The 18,993-nt window shown below is 67.9% G+C and carries 22 protein-coding genes; 8 read left to right on the top strand and 14 right to left on the bottom strand.

The window, feature by feature from the left end:
- Positions 1 to 18 precede the first annotated feature (18 nt).
- Positions 19 to 669: a TetR/AcrR family transcriptional regulator gene (locus AC5WS7_RS23970; RefSeq protein WP_495956826.1), complete on the bottom strand. Its 651-nt coding sequence runs from the start codon at positions 667 to 669 to the stop codon at positions 19 to 21.
- A 119-nt stretch (positions 670 to 788) separates the two neighbouring features.
- Between AC5WS7_RS23970 and AC5WS7_RS23965 the strand changes: the two genes are divergently transcribed.
- Positions 789 to 1,529, top strand: a complete 741-nt coding sequence (locus tag AC5WS7_RS23965; RefSeq protein ID WP_495956789.1) for an SIR2 family NAD-dependent protein deacylase — start codon at positions 789 to 791, stop codon at positions 1,527 to 1,529.
- Positions 1,530 to 1,541: 12 nt separating this feature from the next.
- On the opposite strand, the gene AC5WS7_RS23960 is transcribed toward AC5WS7_RS23965, so the two are convergent.
- Complete coding sequence (locus tag AC5WS7_RS23960) at positions 1,542 to 2,138, bottom strand: TetR/AcrR family transcriptional regulator (protein ID WP_495956788.1); 597 nt, start codon at positions 2,136 to 2,138, stop codon at positions 1,542 to 1,544.
- Between the two features lie 124 nt (positions 2,139 to 2,262).
- On the opposite strand from AC5WS7_RS23960, the gene AC5WS7_RS23955 reads away from it, so the two are divergent.
- Together AC5WS7_RS23955 and AC5WS7_RS23950 are read left to right on the top strand one after the other, a co-directional pair.
- A complete protein-coding gene (locus AC5WS7_RS23955; RefSeq protein ID WP_495956787.1) occupies positions 2,263 to 2,964 on the top strand; it encodes an SDR family oxidoreductase in 702 nt (233 codons plus the stop codon).
- A gap of 37 nt (positions 2,965 to 3,001) precedes the next feature.
- The gene (locus AC5WS7_RS23950) at positions 3,002 to 3,427 is read left to right on the top strand and encodes a tautomerase family protein (protein ID WP_495956786.1); all 426 of its coding nucleotides are present in this window, start codon (positions 3,002 to 3,004) and stop codon (positions 3,425 to 3,427) included.
- Positions 3,428 to 3,532: 105 nt separating this feature from the next.
- Here the strand turns inward: AC5WS7_RS23950 and AC5WS7_RS23945 are convergent, their stop codons facing one another.
- The 4 genes from AC5WS7_RS23945 to AC5WS7_RS23930 form a co-directional block, all read right to left on the bottom strand.
- Positions 3,533 to 4,285 (bottom strand): DUF427 domain-containing protein, encoded by a 753-nt coding sequence (locus tag AC5WS7_RS23945; protein WP_495956785.1) that lies wholly within the window; start codon positions 4,283 to 4,285, stop codon positions 3,533 to 3,535.
- Positions 4,286 to 4,426: 141 nt separating this feature from the next.
- Complete coding sequence (locus tag AC5WS7_RS23940) at positions 4,427 to 4,981, bottom strand: DUF8020 domain-containing protein (RefSeq protein WP_495956784.1); 555 nt, start codon at positions 4,979 to 4,981, stop codon at positions 4,427 to 4,429.
- A 255-nt stretch (positions 4,982 to 5,236) separates the two neighbouring features.
- Positions 5,237 to 6,502: an MFS transporter gene (locus tag AC5WS7_RS23935; protein WP_495956783.1), complete on the bottom strand. Its 1,266-nt coding sequence runs from the start codon at positions 6,500 to 6,502 to the stop codon at positions 5,237 to 5,239.
- Between the two features lie 27 nt (positions 6,503 to 6,529).
- Entirely contained in the window at positions 6,530 to 6,988 is a 459-nt protein-coding gene (locus AC5WS7_RS23930) for a MarR family winged helix-turn-helix transcriptional regulator (RefSeq protein ID WP_495956782.1), read from the bottom strand.
- 597 nt (positions 6,989 to 7,585) lie between these two features.
- Here AC5WS7_RS23930 and AC5WS7_RS23925 point away from each other — a divergent pair.
- Positions 7,586 to 7,945, top strand: a complete 360-nt coding sequence (locus AC5WS7_RS23925) for a hypothetical protein (protein WP_495956781.1) — start codon at positions 7,586 to 7,588, stop codon at positions 7,943 to 7,945.
- Between the two features lie 103 nt (positions 7,946 to 8,048).
- Here the strand turns inward: AC5WS7_RS23925 and AC5WS7_RS23920 are convergent, their stop codons facing one another.
- The 4 genes from AC5WS7_RS23920 to AC5WS7_RS23905 all read right to left on the bottom strand — a co-directional run bounded on the left by AC5WS7_RS23920 (position 8,049) and on the right by AC5WS7_RS23905 (position 12,974).
- On the bottom strand, positions 8,049 to 9,143 hold the full coding sequence (locus tag AC5WS7_RS23920) for an acyl-CoA dehydrogenase family protein (protein WP_495956780.1): 1,095 nt from the start codon (positions 9,141 to 9,143) through the stop codon (positions 8,049 to 8,051).
- A complete protein-coding gene (locus AC5WS7_RS23915; RefSeq protein ID WP_495956779.1) occupies positions 9,133 to 10,119 on the bottom strand; it encodes an acyl-CoA dehydrogenase family protein in 987 nt (328 codons plus the stop codon). Before AC5WS7_RS23915 ends, AC5WS7_RS23920 begins: the two co-directional genes overlap by 11 nt.
- A 28-nt stretch (positions 10,120 to 10,147) precedes the next feature.
- Positions 10,148 to 11,278: an acyl-CoA dehydrogenase family protein gene (locus AC5WS7_RS23910; protein ID WP_495956778.1), complete on the bottom strand. Its 1,131-nt coding sequence runs from the start codon at positions 11,276 to 11,278 to the stop codon at positions 10,148 to 10,150.
- Between the two features lie 127 nt (positions 11,279 to 11,405).
- Entirely contained in the window at positions 11,406 to 12,974 is a 1,569-nt protein-coding gene (locus tag AC5WS7_RS23905; RefSeq protein ID WP_495956777.1) for a FadD3 family acyl-CoA ligase, read from the bottom strand.
- Positions 12,975 to 13,060: 86 nt separating this feature from the next.
- Between AC5WS7_RS23905 and AC5WS7_RS23900 the strand changes: the two genes are divergently transcribed.
- A complete protein-coding gene (locus tag AC5WS7_RS23900) occupies positions 13,061 to 14,338 on the top strand; it encodes an acyl-CoA dehydrogenase family protein (protein WP_495956825.1) in 1,278 nt (425 codons plus the stop codon).
- Positions 14,339 to 14,409: 71 nt separating this feature from the next.
- Positions 14,410 to 15,210 carry an SDR family oxidoreductase gene (locus AC5WS7_RS23895; protein ID WP_495956824.1) on the top strand — a complete coding sequence of 267 codons (801 nt, stop codon included), beginning with the start codon at positions 14,410 to 14,412 and terminating at the stop codon, positions 15,208 to 15,210.
- A 31-nt stretch (positions 15,211 to 15,241) separates the two neighbouring features.
- Here the strand turns inward: AC5WS7_RS23895 and AC5WS7_RS23890 are convergent, their stop codons facing one another.
- Entirely contained in the window at positions 15,242 to 15,607 is a 366-nt protein-coding gene (locus AC5WS7_RS23890; RefSeq protein WP_495956776.1) for a winged helix-turn-helix transcriptional regulator, read from the bottom strand.
- Positions 15,608 to 15,712: 105 nt separating this feature from the next.
- On the opposite strand from AC5WS7_RS23890, the gene AC5WS7_RS23885 reads away from it, so the two are divergent.
- Both AC5WS7_RS23885 and AC5WS7_RS23880 read left to right on the top strand, forming a co-directional pair.
- On the top strand, positions 15,713 to 16,081 hold the full coding sequence (locus AC5WS7_RS23885) for a DoxX family protein (protein WP_495956775.1): 369 nt from the start codon (positions 15,713 to 15,715) through the stop codon (positions 16,079 to 16,081).
- 146 nt (positions 16,082 to 16,227) lie between these two features.
- Positions 16,228 to 17,016 carry a VOC family protein gene (locus AC5WS7_RS23880; RefSeq protein WP_495956774.1) on the top strand — a complete coding sequence of 263 codons (789 nt, stop codon included), beginning with the start codon at positions 16,228 to 16,230 and terminating at the stop codon, positions 17,014 to 17,016.
- A 99-nt stretch (positions 17,017 to 17,115) separates the two neighbouring features.
- Here AC5WS7_RS23880 and AC5WS7_RS23875 read toward each other — a convergent pair whose 3' ends face one another.
- From AC5WS7_RS23875 to AC5WS7_RS23865, 3 genes are all read right to left on the bottom strand, one after another.
- Positions 17,116 to 17,679 carry a cation efflux transmembrane domain-containing protein gene (locus AC5WS7_RS23875; RefSeq protein WP_495956823.1) on the bottom strand — a complete coding sequence of 188 codons (564 nt, stop codon included), beginning with the start codon at positions 17,677 to 17,679 and terminating at the stop codon, positions 17,116 to 17,118.
- A gap of 122 nt (positions 17,680 to 17,801) precedes the next feature.
- The gene (locus tag AC5WS7_RS23870) at positions 17,802 to 18,176 is read right to left on the bottom strand and encodes an ArsR/SmtB family transcription factor (protein WP_495956773.1); all 375 of its coding nucleotides are present in this window, start codon (positions 18,174 to 18,176) and stop codon (positions 17,802 to 17,804) included.
- Positions 18,177 to 18,204: 28 nt separating this feature from the next.
- Positions 18,205 to 18,972 (bottom strand): ESX secretion-associated protein EspG, encoded by a 768-nt coding sequence (locus tag AC5WS7_RS23865; protein WP_495956772.1) that lies wholly within the window; start codon positions 18,970 to 18,972, stop codon positions 18,205 to 18,207.
- Positions 18,973 to 18,993: the final 21 nt, after the last annotated feature.

Genomic DNA, 18,993 nt, shown 5'->3' with positions numbered 1-18,993 from the left:
TGCGAATCGGGGCCGCGCTCAGCCGTTCTCGCGCGGCCGGCTGTAGGCCAGGGCGACGTGGGTGAACAGGTCGACGCGCTGGGCGTGCGCGGTGCTGCTGTCCGGCTCGAGCAAGCATTGGGTCCCGGTGCCGTCGTGGACGGCGACCAGGGCGCGGCCCAGGGCACGCGGATCGGTCACCGTGCGGCCGGCACGGTCGAGCAGAGCTGCCCACACCGGCAGCAGCGCGGCGACGATCGCCTCCTCGCGCGCGGCCATCACGCGCCGCAGCGCGGGATTGCGCAGGGCGTGCGCGGTGAACTCGTAGGTGATCCGAAACCATTTGTCGTCCAACGGGATCGCGCGCAGGACCCGTTCGACTCCGGCGTGCAGGTCGTCGACTTCCGCGACCTCGTCGAGCACCACGGACAATTCGCGCAGCATAGCCGCCGACCGCTGCTCCCACATCGCCAGGAACAACTCGTCGAGCGAGGTGAAATTCGAGTAGAACGCCCCGCGGGTATATCCGGCCCGCTCGCAGATCTGCTCGACGGTGCAGCGGCCGAAACCCTCCTGCGCGAACGCCTCGAACGCGGCATCCAACAGCCGTTGCCGAGTTTCGGCACGCCGCTTGGTGACCCGGGGTGCGCGCGGTGTCGGCGCGCCGGTCTCGTCGGCCTGCACGGACATCGCCACCTCCCGCTCCAATGGATACACGACCGTATCAAACTCCGGATCAGCGCTGGTAGCTCGGTGTACGCCGAGCGGTTTCGGGCATTGCGGCCGATGCGCGGATTAGTGTGTGGAGTATGAGCTGGCGGCGGCGTGGCGGCTCGGTCGGAGTACTGACCGGCGCGGGAATTTCGACCGATTCCGGAATTCCGGATTTTCGTGGACCGCGCGGGGTGTGGACCGAGGATCCGATCGCGGAATTGCTCTCCACCTACGACAACTACATGGCCGATCCCGAATTGCGCCGACGTGCCTGGATCGCGCGGCGGGACAATCCGGCCTGGCAGGCGCGGCCCAATGCGGCACATCGCGCGCTGGTCCGGCTGGCGCGCGAGCGCACGGTCGGCATCATCACCCAGAACATCGATCGACTGCATCAGCGCGCCGGATCGCCGCCGGAATCGGTGGTGGAAATCCACGGCAACATGTTCGAGGTCGAATGCACCGTCTGCGATTTCCGCACGACGATGTCGGCCACCCTGGCGCGGGTGGCCGCCGGCGAGCCGGACCCGCCCTGCCCCGAATGCGGCGGCATCCTCAAGGCGGCGGTCATCATGTTCGGCCAGCAATTGGATCTGCGCAGCATGCTCACCGCCCAGCTCGTCGCCGAAACCTCGGAAATCTTTCTGGCCGTTGGTACTTCACTCCAGGTGGAACCGGCCGCCTCCCTCTGTGCCGTCGCCGTGGAGCACGGCGCGGACCTGATCATCGTCAACGCCGAGCCCACTCCCTACGACCTCATGGCCACCGAGGTCATTCACGAACCCATCGGCACCGCCCTGCCGCACCTGGTCGAAGACCTGCTCGTCGCGCCCTGAGCATGGCGCCGGTCAGGCCTGGCGACCGGGCCGGTCGGTGACGAGGAAGTCGCGGACCGCGGTCAGGATCTGCTCGGACAGGTCGTCGCCCGCGGTGGCTCGGGCGAGTATCACCGCGCCCGTGATGGCGGCGAGTTCGACCAGGACTTCCCGGTTGTCCTCGGGTGCAACCGGATTCAGGCGGCCGAGATCGTCGACCATCTGCCGCAGGCCCTCGAGATACGCCTCACGCAGCGGGCTGCCGGGGGCGGTGCGGGCAACATCGCCGGCCAGGGCGGCGATGCCGCAGCCTTGCGCGGGTGTGTCGCGATGTCCCGGGGACAAGTAACGGTCGAGGAAGGTGCGGCGTGCGGCGCGTTCGTCGGGACCGGCTTCGAGCAGATCCGCTCGTTCGCGTTCCTTTTCCGCGCACGCGGCCGAACATGCCTGTGCCACAAGGTCTTCCTTGGATCGGAAGTGCCGGTAGAAGCCGCCGTGGGTGAGTCCGGCCGCGGCCATCACATCCGGCACTGTCACGCCGCCGATCCCGTCGCGGCGCACCAGTGCCGAGGCCGCGTCGAGGACCTCCCTGCGGTGCGTCTCGGCCTGTGCGCGCGTTGCTCGCGGCATGGCGTCCCCTTTCGCTGATCTGTGCGTCGCCTCACCAGTCTTGCGCATCAGAATAGATGATGGACATAATCTAAACACTGCCGGGTGCGGGCGGACGTACCCGAACCGAATCGAAAGGACGGATATGACCAGGATCGAAGGGGTGAACGCGCTCGTGACCGGCGGTCAGCGCGGTCTGGGCGGCGCGTTCGCCGAGGAGTTGTTGCGGCGTGGCGCGCGGAAGGTCTACGTCACCGCCCGCCGTCCGGTCGATGTCGAGGATCCCCGCATCGTGCCGCTGGCGCTCGAGGTCACCGACCAGAATTCCGTCGCGGCCGCCGCGGCCCGAGCCACCGATGTGAGCATCGTGGTCAACAATGCCGGTGTTCTGCGGCCGGGCTCACTTCTGACTGCCGAGATCGCCGATGTCGCAGCGACTTTCGAGACCAACGTCTTCGGCCCGCTGCGCGTCGCGCAGGCCTTCGCGCCGATTCTGGCGGCGAACGGCGGCGGCGCGCTGGTCGACATTCATTCGGTGCTGTCGTGGGGCTCGGGCGCGGCGGCCTACGGCGCGTCCAAGGCGGCGTTCTGGTCGCTGACCAATTCGCTGCGGACCGAGCTCGCCGCGCAGCACACGCAGGTGGTCGGGGTGCATCTGGGGTTCGCCGACACGGATATGACCAAGAACATCACCGCCGAGAAGATCAGTCCCGGACAGGTCGCGGAGGCGGTGGCCGACGGTCTGGAAAAGGGGGAGACCGAGGTGTTGGTCGACGATCTGACCAGGCGGGTCAAGGCCGCGCTGTCCGGTCCCGTGGAGAACCTCGCATTGCCTATCGGTGGTTGAGCGCCGCCGGACCCATCCGACCGTAAGGATTCGACCCATGCCGCTGTGGCACATCCACCACCCCGCCGACGTCTACTCCGAACAGGACAAACGCAATTTCGCCGCCGATATCACCAGGTATTACACCGACGTCGGTCTGCCCGCGTTCTACGTCGTGGTGCAATTCCACGAACTGGCGGCGTCCGATTTCTTCGTCGGCGGCGCTCCGTCGTCGGACACCGTGCGTATCGTCGTCGCGCATCTGGCTCGGAGCATCGATGATCCGCAGCGGCGAAAGCGGATGACCGAGGGCATCAACGCGATTACTCTCCCGTACACCCGAGAACGTGGGCTGCACTGGGAATTCCACATCGACGAGAGTGCGCGCGATCTGTGGATGATCGAGGGACTGTGGCCGCCCGCCGCGGGTAGCGATGCCGAGAAGGCCTGGGCCGCAGCGAATTCACCGATACCGGAATCCTGATCCACGACACCGGAACGGGCGGCGGCATCTCGGGGTGATGCCGCCGCCGTGACTTGTGTTCGGCTCATTCGCCGCTCGGCCGTCCTGCCTGTACCTGGCGTTCGGTCAGGCGAACGGGGACTTCGGGCGGGTTTGGAGTTCACCGTCGAGGTAGATGTCGACTTTTTCGTTGTAGAAGCAGGCCAGGCCGGTTATCTTCTGGCTTTCCGGTACCGGGGTCCGGTAGATCCAGACCAGGTCTTTGTGCTTGGTGCCGTCGATTTCGAGATCGAAATAACCGGCGGTGCCCTTGTACGGGCAGTGGGTTTGCGTATCCGAGGGCGCGAGGAGGTCCTGGCGGGTATCGGTGAGCGGCAGATAGTAGCGCGGCGGAAGGCCGGTCTCGAACAGAATGCGCGGGGTGTGGGAATCGGCGACGGTGACGCCGTCCACCACGACCCGGACGTGCCGGGAACTGCTCAGAATGTCCACGCGGGTGTAGGGATTGCGCGGGTGGACGTAAATCGGTTCGTCCTCCTCGAACCATTCGTCCATCGCACTCCACTCGAGCCGGACCAGATCGCGCAGTTCCGGGATCGGGGAATCCGGATAGCGCAGCGCCGCACCGGATTTGACGACGCCGTCGACGGCGACGTCGTACACCTGGCCGTCGCCGCGGCTGGGGGAATGCCGGGTCTGCCCGGTCGCCTTCAACTCGGCGCGCACATCGTCCAGCGGCACGTAGTAGGCGGGATAGTACGGAATTTCCCAGACCAGGGTGGGATGAATGGTGTCGGCGATGAGCCGACCGGCGGCGTAGGCGCGTACACGCTTGTGTCCGGGTTCGGTCCTGACCCGGCCCCGATTCGTCTCGCTCATACCCGCCCAAGGTACGCCCGCGAAATGACGTTCCCCGGTTTATCGGCGGCGGTTCTGCGACCGGTTTCGATGGAAACGAGGACGGCCGCCGCGGCATCTCACCGAGGAGATGCCGCGACGGCCGCGCCGCGAGCTACCGGATCAGTTGCCGGTGATCAGGCGGAAGAAGGTGGAGTTGATCTGGGCGCTGTTCGGGCTGCCGATCGCGCCGCCGATGGCCGCGCCGAGCGCGCAACCGGGCAGGACGAAGAACCAGAAGCCCAGCAGGCAGCCGATGATCGCGCCGACCGCGCCGCCGTGCTGCACACCCCAGACCCACTGGTTGATCAGCGCGTTGCCGGTGTCGGTGAACGCGACCTGCTTGAGGGTCATCGAGCGGCCGTTGTTGCTGATGGTGGCCGCGACCGGAACGGCCTTGCCCTTCGTGGTCATCGGGATGGACTCGGTGGTCTTACCCGCGGCGTCGAGGATGTCGATCGAGTGGGTGGTCGTGTTGTCGACGAAACGACCCGTGGGCAGCGTCGCGGTGATGGTGTGCGCCGACGTGTCGTTCGTGGCGGAGACCACCTGGGTCTCGACGTTCTGCGGCTGCTTGACCGGGGCTGCGCCCGAGGTGCTGGAACCGATGATCACCGCGCCCGCGGTGAGGACGGCGAGGGCCACGCTGCGGCCGAGGGTCTGGATCGAAACTGACACGAGGATTCCTTCATCAGCGCAATAGTGTCGGGTCATGGCGAAAGGGAGCGTCGAAAAAACAACGCCCCGTTCGACATTGCGCTCACACTATGTGGAAATCGGCCGCATGTAAATTGGTGATCACCCGACGTCCGAATCGGCGAACCGGGCAATCGATGTTCTCGTCCGGTAGTTGTCGCAAATGTGCCATGAATTCGCTGTGGGCCGCTCCGAGATGGAGCGGCCCACGATTCGAGCCTCACGAACAATCCGCGATCAATCCTCGCCGACGCTGATCGCCTGCGCCTCCTCGACGCTGTGCGGCTCGGGATCGTGATCGTCCACGTGGGCCAGGTACGAACGCCCGGCCAGCAGAACGATCACACCGGCCGCGGTGCACGCCGCGCCGACCCAGAACGGCAGCGCCATATGCTCCTCGCCGAGCTTGCCGGCCAGGTAGGGCGCCGCCGCGCCGCCGACGAAACGGACGAAGCTGTACGCGGCCGAGGCGGTCGAACGCTCCACCGGCGCGGAGATCATCACGGCCTCGGTGATCAGGGTGTTGTTCACGCCGAGGAACAGTCCGGCCAGGACGGTTCCGGCGATCAGCACCACCCTGTGGTCGGCGCAGATCGCCATCACCGCGAGGTCCGCGGCGAAGAGGGCCAGGGCCAGGGCGATCATCGGCACGGTGCCGAACCGGCGTTGCAGTTTCGGTGCGAGAAATACCGAGGCCAGCGCGAGCATCAGACCCCAGCCGAAGAAGATGAACCCGATCGAGTAGGTGCCCATGTTCAGCGGGAACGGGGTGTAGGCGAGCAGGGTGAAGAAGCCGTAGTTGTACAGCAGTGCGGTGATGCTCACCAGCAGCAGGCCGCGGTGCCGCAGTGCCTTGAACGGTGCGGTGATGGAGGTGTGGTGTGCGGGCTCGGGCATGTCCGGCAGGAGGGTGACGATAGCGATGAAGGCCACGGCCATCAGCACCGAGACGCCGAAGAACGGTGCGCGCCAGCTGATTCCGCCGAGTACGCCGCCCACCAGCGGGCCGGCCGCGATGCCGATGCCCAGGGCCGCCTCGTAGAGGATGATCGCGCGCGCGACGCCGCCGGTGGCCGCGCCCACGATGGTGGCCAGCGCGGTCGCGATGAACAGCGCGTTGCCCAGGCCCCAGCCCGCGCGGAAGCCGACGATCTGCCCGACGGTGCCGGAACTACCCGCCAGGGCGGCGAACACGACGATGACCGCCAAGCCCGCCAGCAGCGTCTTCTTCGCGCCGAAGCGGCTGGACACCACGCCCGTGATCAGCATGGCCACGCCGGTTACCAACATGTAGCTGGTGAACAGCAACGTCACCTGCGAGGTGGACGCGTGCAGTTGTTCGCCGATCGGTTTGAGGATCGGATCCACCAGGCCGATGCCCATGAAGGCGATGACCGAGGCGAATGCGACGGCCCAGACGGATTTGGGCTGTTTCGCCGAGGTGGAATGGGCGGTGTGCGGTGCGTCGGCGGTGTCGGCGCGCGGAGACACAGTGCTGCTCATCAGAGACGCTCCTGGGTGATCTGCTTGTTACGCGGCCGATTTCAGGGCCTCGAGCAACTCGTCGAGCTCGCCGCGCAGATGGGCGAGCCGGGCCGCGTCGAAGCCGGGCAATCGTGTCGTGAGGGCGGTGCCGATCGCGCGGCGGGACACGGCCAATCGGTCGCGTCCCGCCGGCGTCAGCGCGACGACCACTGCTCTGGAGTCGCCGGGATCTGCTGTGCGGCTGACCAATCCGGCTGTCGCCATTCTGCCGATCAGCGTCGTTGCCGTCGGCTGTGAGCAGCCGTCGATCCGAGCGAACTCGCTGACCCGCAGGGCGCCCCGCTCGTCCAGGACCGACAGCGCACGCAGCATCGCATGCGGTAGATCGTCCTTGCGGAGCACGCGGGCCAGCCGAGTCAGTTGCGCCGTCGCGACCACGATGTCGACCAGGTGCTCCTCCCGCGGTGTGGGGGATTCGGACTCGACTGCCTGGTTCAACTGCACACCTCTAATTTACATAGACTAACTATCTATGTACATAGCCTACCTATGTAAATGCTTGTGAGGTCCCCCACCGGTGGAGTCGAGTGGGTTCGGCTCGGCCGGTCAGTGCTGGTGAGAGCGTCGGCGAGGCCTTCGGTCGAGGGCCGGAGCGAATCGGGAGGCGGAAGTGAATTCCGCGATTCGAGGATCGGTGGGAGCCCTGCTGGGTCCTGATGTGCGGAGCGGCAAGGCGGCGGTGCGGGTGCGGATCCGGCCGGAGACCCTGTCGAGGCCGACATGGGTCGGATGGCCGGTCGGTAAGCTCGGCACTGCCGCGGGCCGGTGGTCCGCGAAGATCGATCGTGCGGTGCTGTCCAGTGGGCGATACATCCCGGGCTCGTATGCGGGGCACCTGCCGCGTACCGGTGCGGCGGCTGCCCGGGGCGGACGGTTCACCCAGGTCAGGGCTCTGTTTGCCGGTGCGGCGGCATCCCTCGTGACGCCTCGTGCCGCAAGTGGCGGGACGAGCGTCCGCGCGGCGCGACCGACGCGCTCTGTTTGAACCGGAGACGCTCGGGAATTGCGAGTTCATTGCATCCAACAACGTTGGGATACATCATGATTGCACTCGTCGGTTTGATCGTATTGATTGCTGCCGTGGTCGCCGGTGTCGCGGCAGTGACCGGGAACATCGGCCAAAGTCACCTTCTGACAACGGATTTCAACATCTTCAACCAGCACTACACCGGCTCGGCGGGCGAGGTGTTCGCCGCGGGCATCGTCGTCGGCGCGGTCGGCGCGATCGGTGTGGCTCTCCTGCTGGTGGGGTCTTTGACCTCGACCCGCCGCCACTGGGCGACCCGCCGCGAGCTGCGCCGGTCGCGGCGTGAGGTCGACGCCACGCGCCGCGATCTCGACCGCACCGCGCCCGGCAAGACCCGGACCGCGACGACGCGCCGGGCTCAGCCGCAGGCCTGACGCGCAGGTCCCGGCCCTCGCACGGGGCTGTCCCCCGAGGCGGACGTCATATCGAATGAGCGAGGGGCGGACCGGTTGGTCCGCCCCTCGTTTCATATCCGGATCAAGCCGGTCGGGCCAGCGGGCGCGCGGGTTGGCCGAACAACTGGGCGTCGCCATGGGCGCGCTTGAAGTACAGATGCGCCTCGTGCTCCCAGGTGATGGCGATGCCGCCGTGCATCTGCACGGTCTCCCCGACGATCGCGGAGAAGGCGTGCGAGCAGTGAATGCGGGCGGCCGCGATGTCCAGCGGATCGACATCGCCCGCCGCGAGATCGGCGATCACGGCATAGGCGGCCGACCGGGCCGATTCCACCAGCACGTACATATCGGCCATGCGGTGCTTGAGAGCCTGGAAGCTGCCGATCGGCCGGCCGAACTGCACGCGGGACTTGCTGTATTCGACCGTCATCTGCAGGCAGGCATCGGCCGCGCCGACCTGTTCGGCCGCGACCGCGGCCCAAGCGATTTCGCGCAGCCGGGTGATCGCGGCCGCATCGCCGCCCAGGGCGCGCGCGGGTGCGTCGGTGAAGGCGATCTCGGTCAGGCGACGGCTCGGATCCATCACCGGTGCGGCGGTGCGGGTGAGTCCCGGTGCGGCGGCGTCTATTTCGTACAAGCCGTCGGCGGTGACCACTATCAGTGTGTCGGCGATCTCGCCGTCGAGGACGTAATGCGCTGTGCCGGTGAGCTTTCCGGCTTCGGCGCGAACTCCCGGCTGGTCCCAGCCCGCCGCGCTCGCCCAGCAGACCGCGAGGGTGCGGGCGCCCTCGGCGACGTCGGGCAGCAGCCGCTCGCATGCCTCGGTATCGCCCGAGAGCAGCAGGGCCTGCACACCCAGCACCGCCGAGCCGAGCATCGGCGGCGTGTGCAGGGTGCGGCCGAGTTCCTCGACCACCGTGAGCGCCTCGACCAGTCCGGCGCCGATCCCGCCGTATTCCTCCGGTACGGCCAGCGCGGCCACCCCGACCTGCTCGCACAGCAGCGTCCACAGCGCCGGGTCGTAACCGGCCTCACTGTCGATCGCGCGGCGCAGCACAGCACGATCACCGTGCTTGGTCAGCACCGCGCGCACGGTGCTCACCAGTTCCTGCAGTTCGGCCGTGCTGCTCACGGTGTTCCTCCTGTGTTCTCGGCGTCGGAGACGCTCATGCGGCATCCGGATCGCGCAGCGCGGCGGCAACCCGCGAACGATGGAAATCTGCTGTGCCCCAAGCAGATTGCAGCGCGGTAACCTTGGTGAGCCACAGCGACAGGTCGAATTCGGCGGTATAGCCGATCGCGCCGTGCACCTGCAGAGCGATGCGAGCGGTGCGGTGGGCGGCGTCGGCGCAGGCGATCTTGGCCGCCGAGATGTCGCGGGAGTTGGGTTCCAGGGCGGCGCGATACAACAGCGGCTGGGCCATTTCGAGGCCGATCAGGGCATTGGCCAGGTGGTGTTTGATCGCCTGGTACTGGCCGATCGGCTTGCCGAACTGATGCCGCTGCTTGACGTACCCGACGCTGGTGTCCAGCAGTGCCCGGCCCGCGCCGAGCAGCACCGCGGCGGTCGCCAGGGCGCCGGCGTCGAATGCCGCGGTGGCGGCCGCGCGCACCGAATCACCCTCGGCCAGAAGCTCGTCGGGAGCGACGGAGAACAACCGGCGGGCCCGGTCGACGGACCGGACGTTCGCCGTGCGGCGCGCGGTGTACAGCCGGTCGCCGTCGACCAGCAGGATCACCTCGGCGGTGTCGGCGTCGACCGCGGGCTGATCGGGGGACAGCGCCAGCGTGCCCAGGGCGCTGCCCCCGGCGAACCCGCCCAGCCAGCGCGAGGCCGGTGCGCTGTCCGGAAGCGCTTGCAGCAGTGCGGGTATCGCCGCGGCGGTTTCCACCAGCGGGCCGGGCACCGCGGCGCGGCCGAATTCGGTGAAGGCGACCACGGAGTCGATCGTCTCCGCGCCCATGCCGTCGTGCGCCTCGTCGATCGCCAGGCCGAGCGCGCCCGCACCGGCGAGCTGGCGGATCAGTCCGCGTCCGCCGTTCTGGTCGCCGTCGCCCCAGGCGCGGATGATGCCGGGGGTTCCGGCAGCGTCGCTCATCTTGCGCAGGCTGTCGGCGAAGTCGCGCTGTTCGGGGGAAAGTGCAAATCTCATCGATCGGTCCAATCCGGGTCTGGCGAGGTCAGCGGGGCAGGCCGAGCAGGCGTTCGGCGATGATGTTGCGCTGAATCTCGTTGGTGCCCGCGTAGATCGGGCCCGCGAGGGAGAACAGGTAACCATCGGTCCAGGCGCTCTCCTGTTCGGCGGCCGGGCCGAGCAGTTCCAGGGCGGTCTCGTGCATGGCGATGTCCAGGTCGGACCAGAACACCTTGTTGACCGAGGATTCCGCGCCGAGCTTGCCGCCCTCGGACAGCCGGGTGACGGTCGCGAACGTGTTCAGCCGATACGCCTCGGCCCCGAGCCAGGCGTCCACCACGCGATTTCGCGACGCGGTGTCGCTCGCCTCGGTATTCGACCGCCACAGTTCGATGAGCCGTTCGGCGGTAGCGCTGAACCGGCCCGGACTGCGCAGTGACAGTCCGCGCTCGTTACTGGACGTCGCCATCGCCACGCGCCAGCCGTCGTTCGGCTCACCGATGACGTCGCGGTCGGGCACGAACACGTTGTCCAGGAAGATCTCCGCGAAGCCGGGTTCGCCGTCGAGCTGCGGGATCGGCCGCACGGTGACCCCGTCGGCGGACAGCGGGAACATCAGGTAGGTCAGCCCGCGATGACGTTCGGCCTCGGGGTCGCTGCGGAACAGCCCGAATCCCCAGTCCGCGAAGGAGGCTCGCGAGCTCCAGGTCTTCTGCCCGTTGAGCACCCAGCCGCCCTCGGCGCGCCGGGCGCTGGACCGGATGCCGGCCAGGTCGCTGCCCGCCTCGGGCTCGGACCACGCCTGCGCCCAGATATCCTCTCCCCGAGCCATTCTCGGCAGGATCCGGTCGAGCTGCTCGGGCGTGCCGTGTTCGAACAGCGTCGGCGCGAGCAGGAAGATGCCGTTCTGGCTGACCCGTCCGGGCGCACCGGCCGCGTAGTACTCCTGCTCGAACAGAACCCATTCCAGCAGGGAGACATCGCGTCCGCCGTATTCGCGCGGCCAGGCGACCACCGAGAGCCGGGCCTCGGCCATGGTGGCCTCCCAGCGCCGGTGCGCCTCGAAGCCCTCCGCCGTGTCCATCGACGGCAATGGTGTCGCCGGGACGTTGGCGCGCAGGAATTCGCGCACCTCCAGCTGGAATTGCTCTGCGGCTGAACCGAGTTCGAGATCCATTCAATTCGCCCTGTTCTGTGCGGTGCTCGCGTCGGGTCCGGCGGCGGCAGCTCGCGTGACCATCCGGGGTCCGCGAGCGCCGCCGTCGGACACAGTGGATACGGTGGCGGTGGTCTTCATCGACCGGTCACGACTTCTCCTCGCGCAGTTGCCGTTTGAGTACTTTTCCGGCCGCGCTGTAGGGCAGCTCGTCGCGGAACTCCACGTAGCGCGGGACCTTGAAGTTGGCGAGTGTCTGCTTCGCGTGCGCGATCACGTCCTCGGCGGTGAGCGTCGAGCCCGGACGCCGCACGACGAACGCCTTGCCGACCTCGCCCATGCGCTCGTCCGGCGCGCCGATCACCGCGGCGTCCGCGACGCCGTCCAAACGGGCCAGCACCTGTTCGACTTCGGCGGGGTAGACGTTGAATCCGCCGCTGATATAGAGGTCCTTGAGCCGGTCGGTGATCTTCAGGTAGCCGCGCTCGTCCAGGACGCCGACATCACCGGTGTGCAGCCAGCCGTCGGGGTCGATGGTCTTGGCGGTGTTCTCGGGATCGTCCAGGTAGCCGAGCATGACGTTGGGCCCGCGCAACAGCACTTCGCCCTGGTCGCCGATGCGCACCTCGAAGTCCGCGATCGGGCCGCCGGAGGTGTTGGCGACCGTCTCCGTGTCGTCGTCGGGCAGGCACATGGTGCCGAATCCGGCCGATTCGGACAGCCCGTAGGCGGTGACCACGACGTCGAATTCGAGTTCCTCGCGCATCCTTTCGATCAGCACCACCGGAACCGTCGCCGCGCCGGTGACCGCGACCCGCAGGCTGCTCAGGTCGAAGTCGGCTCGGGCGGGGTGGTCCAGGATGGTCTGGTAGATCGTCGGGGGGCCGGTCAGCACGGTGATCCGCAGCTCGTGCACCATCCGCATCGCCTGCGGCACATCGAAACTCGCCTGCGGCACGATGGTCGCGCCGGTCACCAGGCAGGCGAGCATCGCGGCCTTGTAGCCGAAGTTGTGGAAGAACGGCGGGATGACCAGGTAGCGGTCCTGGCTGTTCAACGTCGAGCACGCCACCCACGCGCGCACCACGCTCAGCGCCTGCCGGTGCGCGACGAGGGTGCCCTTGCTGCGCCCGGTGGTGCCGGAGGTGAACAGGATGTCCGAGATATCCTCGGGCCCAACCGATTCCCCGCGTGCGAGGACGTCCTCGCGGGAGACCCGCGACGATACCGCGGCAAGTTCGGTCCAGCGCAGAACCCCCGCGTCCGGCGCCGTGCCCGCCGAATCCCATTCGGCCGGTTCCACCGGCATCACGATGATCGTCTCGATATTCAGATTCGGTGCGGCAGCGCGCAATTCGGCCAGACGATCGCGTCCCAGGAAAGGCCCGGAGATGAACAGCGCCTTGGCGTGCACCCGCTCGAGCACATCGACGGCCTCGTCGGCGACGTAGCGGGTGTTCAGCGGGACCAGCGCCGCGCCGGCGTAATGCGAGGCGAGGGCGGCCACGACCCAGTGGAACGTGTTCGGGGCCCAGATCGAGATGCGATCACCGCGCTGCACGCCGCGGGCGATCAGCGCTCCCGCGACCTGTTGGACCTGGTCGAGCAGTTCGGTCCAGCTCAGCCGCACCTCGCCGTCGTGGACGGCCGGTGCGTCGCCGTAGGCGCGCGCCGCATCGTGCAGGGCCCGGGGGGTGGTCTGCGAAAGGGTGGTCACGGGCGTCCTCCCGCGGCGAGCCGCGATTCGAAACTGTCGGTCTACAAAGCAAGTGCTTGGTAGGTTACTCTACCGGAGTGAGTGTGATCCAGACCCCCGATACCGCGGCCGGTAGCGATACGTCCGCGGATCTGAAGTTCCGCGCCGACGTGCGCGAATGGCTGGTCGAGAACCTCGAGGGCGAGTTCCGCGAGCTGCGCGGACTGGGCGGGCCCGGTCGCGAGCACGAGGCGTTCGACGAGCGGCTCGAATGGGATCGCCACCTGGCCGCGGCCGGCTGGACCTGCCTGGGCTGGCCCGAACAGTACGGCGGACGCGACGCGACCCTGCGCCAGCAGGTGATCTTCCACGAGGAATACGCCAAGGCCGATGCGCCCAGCCGCGTGTCGCATCTGGGTGAGGAGCTGCTCGGGCCGACGCTGCTGGCATTCGGTACCGAGGAGCAGAAGCAGCGCTTCCTGCCCGGCATCCGCTCGGTCACCGAACTATGGTGTCAGGGTTATTCCGAGCCGGGTGCCGGTTCGGACCTGGCCGCGGTGACCACCTCGGCGCGGCTCGAGGGCGACGAGTGGCGGATCAACGGCCAGAAGATCTGGACCTCGCTGGCGCACCTGGCCGACTGGTGTTTCGTCATCGCCCGCACCGAACCGGGGTCGAGCCGCCATCACGGCCTGTCGTATCTGCTGGTGCCGATGAAGCAGGACGGCGTCGAGGTGCGCCCGATCATCCAGCTCACCGGGACGGCCGAATTCAACGAGGTGTTCTTCGACGACGCCCGCACCGAGGCGAGTCTCGTGGTCGGCGAGCCGGGCAAGGGCTGGGGCGTGGCCATGGGCACCCTCACCTTCGAGCGCGGCATTTCCACTGTCGGACAACAGATTCGGTTCGCCCGGGAGCTGGCCGACCTGGAGGCGGTCGCGCGCGAGAACGGCGCATTGGAGAACCCGGTGCTGGCCGAACGCATCGATCAGGCGTGGGTGGGTCTGCGGGTGCTGCGCGCGCACGCGTTGCGCACCTTGGCCTCCGCGCACGGCAACGTCGACGCCCGCACCGCCGCTGGGCAGGCGTCGGTCTCGAAGTTGTTGTGGGCCAACTGGCATCGCGATCTCGGCGAACTCGCCATGGACGTACTCGGCGCCCCCGGCCTGATCGCGCAGAATCCGCTGGGCGGCCGCGCGGGGTCCCCCGTGGTTACGCGAGCTGCCGCCGCCGGGGCCGCCGGCCGGCCGGCGGCGGACGACCTGAACGAATGGCAGCGGCTGTTCCTGTTCAGCCGCGCGGACACCATCTACGGCGGTTCGAACGAGGTGCAGCGCAACATCATCTCCGAACGCGTGCTCGGCCTCCCGCGTGAGGCCCGCTAACCCCTGACCGGATCGGCCGCACATGGCCGGATCGACCGATCGGACGTGCAGATCCGATCAGACCTGGAGGAATAACAGTGACCGATCTTTCTGTTGCGCCGCAGCCGGTTTCCGGACATGGGCTGCTTGCCGGGAGGGTTGCGGTGATCACCGCCGCGGCGGGCACCGGGATCGGATCGGCCACTGCGCGACGCATGCTCGACGAGGGCGCGGACGTCGTCGTATCCGACTGGCACGAGCGACGTTTGAAGCAGACCGAGGAGGAACTGGCCGCCGCCTACCCGCAGCGCCGGGTGGCTTCGGTGGTCTGCGACGTCACCAGTACCGAACAGGTGGACGAGCTGATCGCGGCGGCCGCGAAAGCGCTGGGCCGCATCGACATTCTGGTCAACAACGCCGGATTGGGCGGTGAGACGCCGGTCGTCGAGATGACCGACGAGCAGTGGGACCGGGTCCTGGACATCACTCTCAACGGCACGTTCCGCTGCACTCGCGCGGCCCTGAAGTACTTCCGCGAGGCCGGGCACGGCGGCGTCATCGTCAACAACGCCAGCGTGCTGGGCTGGCGCGCCCAGCACGGCCAGGCCCACTACGCCGCGGCCAAGGCCGGCGTCATGGCCCTGACCCGCTGCAGCGCGGTCGAGGCCGCCGACCTGGGCGTCCGCATCAACGCCGTGGCCCCGAGCATCGCCCGCCACCCCTTCCTGGACAAGGTCTCCTCCACCGAACTACTGGATCGCCTAGCGGCGGGCGAAGCCTTCGGCCGCGCCGCCGAACCCTGGGAGGTGGCCGCCACCATCGCCATGCTCGCCAGCGACTACACCTCGTACCTGACCGGCGAGGTCGTCTCGGTCAGCAGCCAGCGGGCGTAGCCGCCCGGACTTCGCGACCGCATATCGCCGATCACGCCTTCAGCGACGTGCGGTTGGCGTTGATCTCGTCGCGGTGCGCCATCGCCCACTCGGCGAGGGATACCAGTAGCGGTAGCAGCGTACGGCCGAGCGCGGTCAGCTCGTATTCGACGCGGGGCGGCACCTCTGCGTAGGCAGTGCGGCCGACCAGGCCGTCCTCGACCAGGTGGCCGAGGGTGAGGGTGAGCATCCGCTGGGAGATGCCCGCCACGGCCTCGCGCAGGTCGCCGAACCGCATGGGGCCGTCGCGCAGCGTGCCGATCACCAGCAGGCTCCATTTGTCGCCGATGCGATCCAGCACCTCCCGGACCGCGCCGCCGTCGGGGATCCGCACCGGCTTTCGTGTGACTTGCGTCATACGGAGGGCTCCTTCCTGGACACACACATTCTTGTGCCTTTTGTCGCCGCATCGGCGTTCACCCACGATATGACCACGTACTGACGTGAGGATCGGGGAAATACGGTGAACATCTCGCTGTGGACAGCGCAGGGCCTGCTCGCGGTCGTCTATCTGGTCGCCGGTGGGCTGAAGGTGGTCCGCTCGCGCGAGCAACTCGTGGCGACGGGGCGGCTGGACTGGATGAAGGACAACTCCGATGCCGCGGTGAAGGCGGTCGGCGCGGTCGAGATCCTCGGCGCACTCGGCCTTATCCTGCCCGAGCTGACCGGAATCGCTCCCGTGCTGACGCCGATCGCCGCGGCCGGTCTGGTCGTGGTGCAGATCCTCGCGCTGCGCGTCCACCTGCTGCGCGACGAGCGACAACCGTTGCCCGCCAACGTGATTCTGCTCCTGCTCGCCGCCTTCGTCGCGGTCGGCCGCTTCCTCGGCTGAGCCCGTCGAAGACGCTCGCCGCAGGGTGCGGTTCCAGCTGGTCGGGCGCTTGGATATCGAAGACCGCGCGGTCTCGTGTTGGCTATGATCGATCCTGCTCTTCGAGGTATCGCAGACAAGTTCGCAACCACAGAACGGAGAGATCTATGCCTGTGCGCGACACGTCGTGGCCGGCGGGGACCCCGTGTTGGGTCGACTGCCAAGTTGATGACCCGATCAAGGCGAGCGAGTTCTACTCCAGCCTGTTCGGCTGGCAAGTTCAGGACAGCGGGCCGGAATCCGGCGGATATCTCATGGCAACCGTGAACGGCGCGGACGCCGCCGGAATCGGTCCCAAGCCGCAACCCGGCATGCCCTCGGTGTGGACCACGTACTTCGCCACGGAGGACAGTGAGGCCGTGACCAGGCGGGTTGCCGCCGCGGGCGGCCAGGTGATGATGCCGCCGTTCGACGTACTCGACGCGGGCCGGATGGCGGTCCTGGCGGATCCCGGCGGCGCGGTGTTCGGCCTCTGGCAGGCTCGCGCGCACAACGGCTCCGCCGTCTACAACGAACACGGCGCGTACTGCTGGAACGAATTGCACACCCGCCAGTTCGAGGCGGCGAAACAGTTCTACGCCGACGTTTTCGACTACACCTATGCCGATGTCGGCGACGACGCGAATATGCGCTACACGATGTTCATCCCGCCCGGCGGCACCGAAGGGGTGGGCGGCATCAACGACGACACCCGCATGCCCGGCGAGCCGATGCCCTCCTACTGGCTGACCTGGTTCCAGTTCGACGGCGTCGACAACGCGGCGCAGCGCGTCGCGGAACTGGGCGGGACCGTGCTGATGCCTCCGGCCGATTCACCGGCCGGAAGGATGACGACGGTCGTGGCGCCGCAGGGTGAGATGTTCGGTCTCATCGACACGTCGGTTCGCGGCGGGTAACACCTGGCCGCATGAGTTGCCGGTGAGGGCTGGTGCACTGTATTCGGCCGGCCCTCAACCGTTTCCGCTCCCGGATGCGGCACCGGATCATGCCGCTGATCAGCAGCAGTCGTCGCCGCGCCAGGACTGCACGCCCTGCCGCAGCGCCGCGCCCGCTACGCCGAGGCCGACGATCGGGTCGAGCCACCAGCCGCCGCCCCACAGTGCCGTGAGCGCCAAGGAGACCAGGACGGCGGCGGCTTGGATCGCACACAGATAGTTCTGCGTTCCCTCCCCGGCGGTTGCCGCCGAACCCAGGCGGACGGCCAGCCGGTGTTTCGCCCGGCCCAGCAGTGGCATGGCCACCAGCGACAGGGCGGTGACCACGATTCCCAGGACCGTGCTTTCGGATCGGTGTTCGCCCAACATGTTTCGCACGGACGCCACGGCGATGTACGGAGCGAGCAGCCAGAACGACACGGCCACAAGCTTTTGCGCGGTTCGTTCGGCGGCTTCGGACGTGGTGCGCTCACCGGTGAACCGCCACACCACGATCACGCCGGCCACGCCTTCGACCACGCTGCCCAGCGCCCAGCCGAGCAGGGCGATCGACCCCGCGGCCGCACCCTGGCAGAGTCCGATCGCGCCCTCGGCGAGCATCCATACCAGGCTCACCCAGGCCAAACGCCGCGCCCAGCGAGCGGCGCGATGCCACGCCGCGTCCTTGCTGACCGGCGCTGCGCACGCGCTCGCGCTCGCGCAGCAGCCCGGTGTAACAACCGCATTCGTGGTCGCATCCAGATCTGTCACGACGCGTCCTGCGGGCAGCAAGTCTCGATGCCGTATTCGGGACACAGCGCGACCGCGTTTCCCGTCGCGGCCAGCACCGCCTCCGCCGCGGCCAGCATCTGCACCAGTTCCGGACGGGTCAACCGGAACAGCGACGCACGACCGACCGGCTCGGAATCCACCAAGCCGCAATCACGGAGGCACGCAAGATGTTTCGAGACCGTGGACTGAGCGAGCCCGACCGCCTCCACCAGATCCGTCACCCGCGTCGGCCCCGCCGCCAATCGGCGCACGATCGCCAACCTGGCCGGATCGCCCAACGATCGGAACAAGGCCGCGGCGGGAATCAACTCCACCCGCTCGACATCGACACTCTGCGCTTTCATCGCCATATGGCGATGCTAGACCGCGCGGTGGCTCTCACCAAGTGTCGGGTTCGTCTTCGCGCAGGCGCTGGAGGGTCCGTTCGATCCAGGTTTCGAAAGTCGTGGTGAGATCTTGCGGGCCGGCGGGTCGCACGGTGAGGTGCTCCCGGGTGCGTTGTTGTAGATAGCGGCCATCTCGGGCGATATCCACCCACTGGACGGTGTACCAGGGATCGAGAATGTGGAAAACCGAGCCAGTGAACAGCGCCGCGCCGCCACCGCCGTCCACGGGACGCTGAGTGAAGCGGTCGTAGCGGTCGCGGGGAGTGTTGCGGCTGAAACCTTGGGCGGGGCGCCGGATGTCCTCCAGATGGAAGGTGTCCGGCTTCTCCTGGCCCGGCGGAAAGGACGGCACGATGGTGGCCAAGCGAGCGGCCAGCTGTTCGGTCCGGAACAGGCGGCAGCGCACCGTACCGTCGATGCTGTCCCGAGGCCCCGGATCAGCGGTCTGGGTGAGCATCATCGCGTTGAATCTCGTTCGCGCGCCGATGATTCGGTAATCCTTCGGCTTACCGCGGCCGAGAGTCGTGGACTGCCCGAGGATCTGGATGCGCAGATCGGCGTCGGTCAGGGTCCGGAAGGCGAGTTCGATGAGGTTGCGTTCGTCCGCGTCGTACCGGCCGTGCACCTGCTGACGGTGCAGGCGCACCTCGTCCTGAGTCGGGAAGCGGCTGGTGTAGCTCAGCGGGCTCGGCAGCCGATCGCGCGCCTGACCGAGCCACATCGCAGCGAAATCATCGGGCTCCCAACTCCATTCCGCCATGGAACATCCTTCGATCACGAA

Source organism: Nocardia sp. PLKS1-43 (assembly GCF_059510335.1).
Note: the sequence above shows the minus strand (reverse complement) of the source record. Positions and strands in the feature narration are given on the sequence as shown.

Bases quoted from the DNA above. Each gene is read 5' to 3' on its own strand.
- AC5WS7_RS23970 (WP_495956826.1), bottom strand. From the start codon at position 669: ATGTCCGTGCAGGCCGACGAGACCGGCGCGCCGACACCGCGCGCACCC.
- AC5WS7_RS23965 (WP_495956789.1), top strand. From the start codon at position 789: ATGAGCTGGCGGCGGCGTGGCGGCTCGGTCGGAGTACTGACCGGCGCG.
- AC5WS7_RS23960 (WP_495956788.1), bottom strand. From the start codon at position 2,138: ATGCCGCGAGCAACGCGCGCACAGGCCGAGACGCACCGCAGGGAGGTC.
- AC5WS7_RS23955 (WP_495956787.1), top strand. From the start codon at position 2,263: ATGACCAGGATCGAAGGGGTGAACGCGCTCGTGACCGGCGGTCAGCGC.
- AC5WS7_RS23950 (WP_495956786.1), top strand. From the start codon at position 3,002: ATGCCGCTGTGGCACATCCACCACCCCGCCGACGTCTACTCCGAACAG.
- AC5WS7_RS23945 (WP_495956785.1), bottom strand. From the start codon at position 4,285: ATGAGCGAGACGAATCGGGGCCGGGTCAGGACCGAACCCGGACACAAG.
- AC5WS7_RS23935 (WP_495956783.1), bottom strand. From the start codon at position 6,502: ATGAGCAGCACTGTGTCTCCGCGCGCCGACACCGCCGACGCACCGCAC.
- AC5WS7_RS23925 (WP_495956781.1), top strand. From the start codon at position 7,586: ATGATTGCACTCGTCGGTTTGATCGTATTGATTGCTGCCGTGGTCGCC.
- AC5WS7_RS23920 (WP_495956780.1), bottom strand. From the start codon at position 9,143: ATGCCGCATGAGCGTCTCCGACGCCGAGAACACAGGAGGAACACCGTG.
- AC5WS7_RS23915 (WP_495956779.1), bottom strand. From the start codon at position 10,119: ATGAGATTTGCACTTTCCCCCGAACAGCGCGACTTCGCCGACAGCCTG.
- AC5WS7_RS23910 (WP_495956778.1), bottom strand. From the start codon at position 11,278: ATGGATCTCGAACTCGGTTCAGCCGCAGAGCAATTCCAGCTGGAGGTG.
- AC5WS7_RS23890 (WP_495956776.1), bottom strand. From the start codon at position 15,607: ATGACGCAAGTCACACGAAAGCCGGTGCGGATCCCCGACGGCGGCGCG.
- AC5WS7_RS23880 (WP_495956774.1), top strand. From the start codon at position 16,228: ATGCCTGTGCGCGACACGTCGTGGCCGGCGGGGACCCCGTGTTGGGTC.
- AC5WS7_RS23870 (WP_495956773.1), bottom strand. From the start codon at position 18,176: ATGGCGATGAAAGCGCAGAGTGTCGATGTCGAGCGGGTGGAGTTGATT.
- AC5WS7_RS23865 (WP_495956772.1), bottom strand. From the start codon at position 18,972: ATGGCGGAATGGAGTTGGGAGCCCGATGATTTCGCTGCGATGTGGCTC.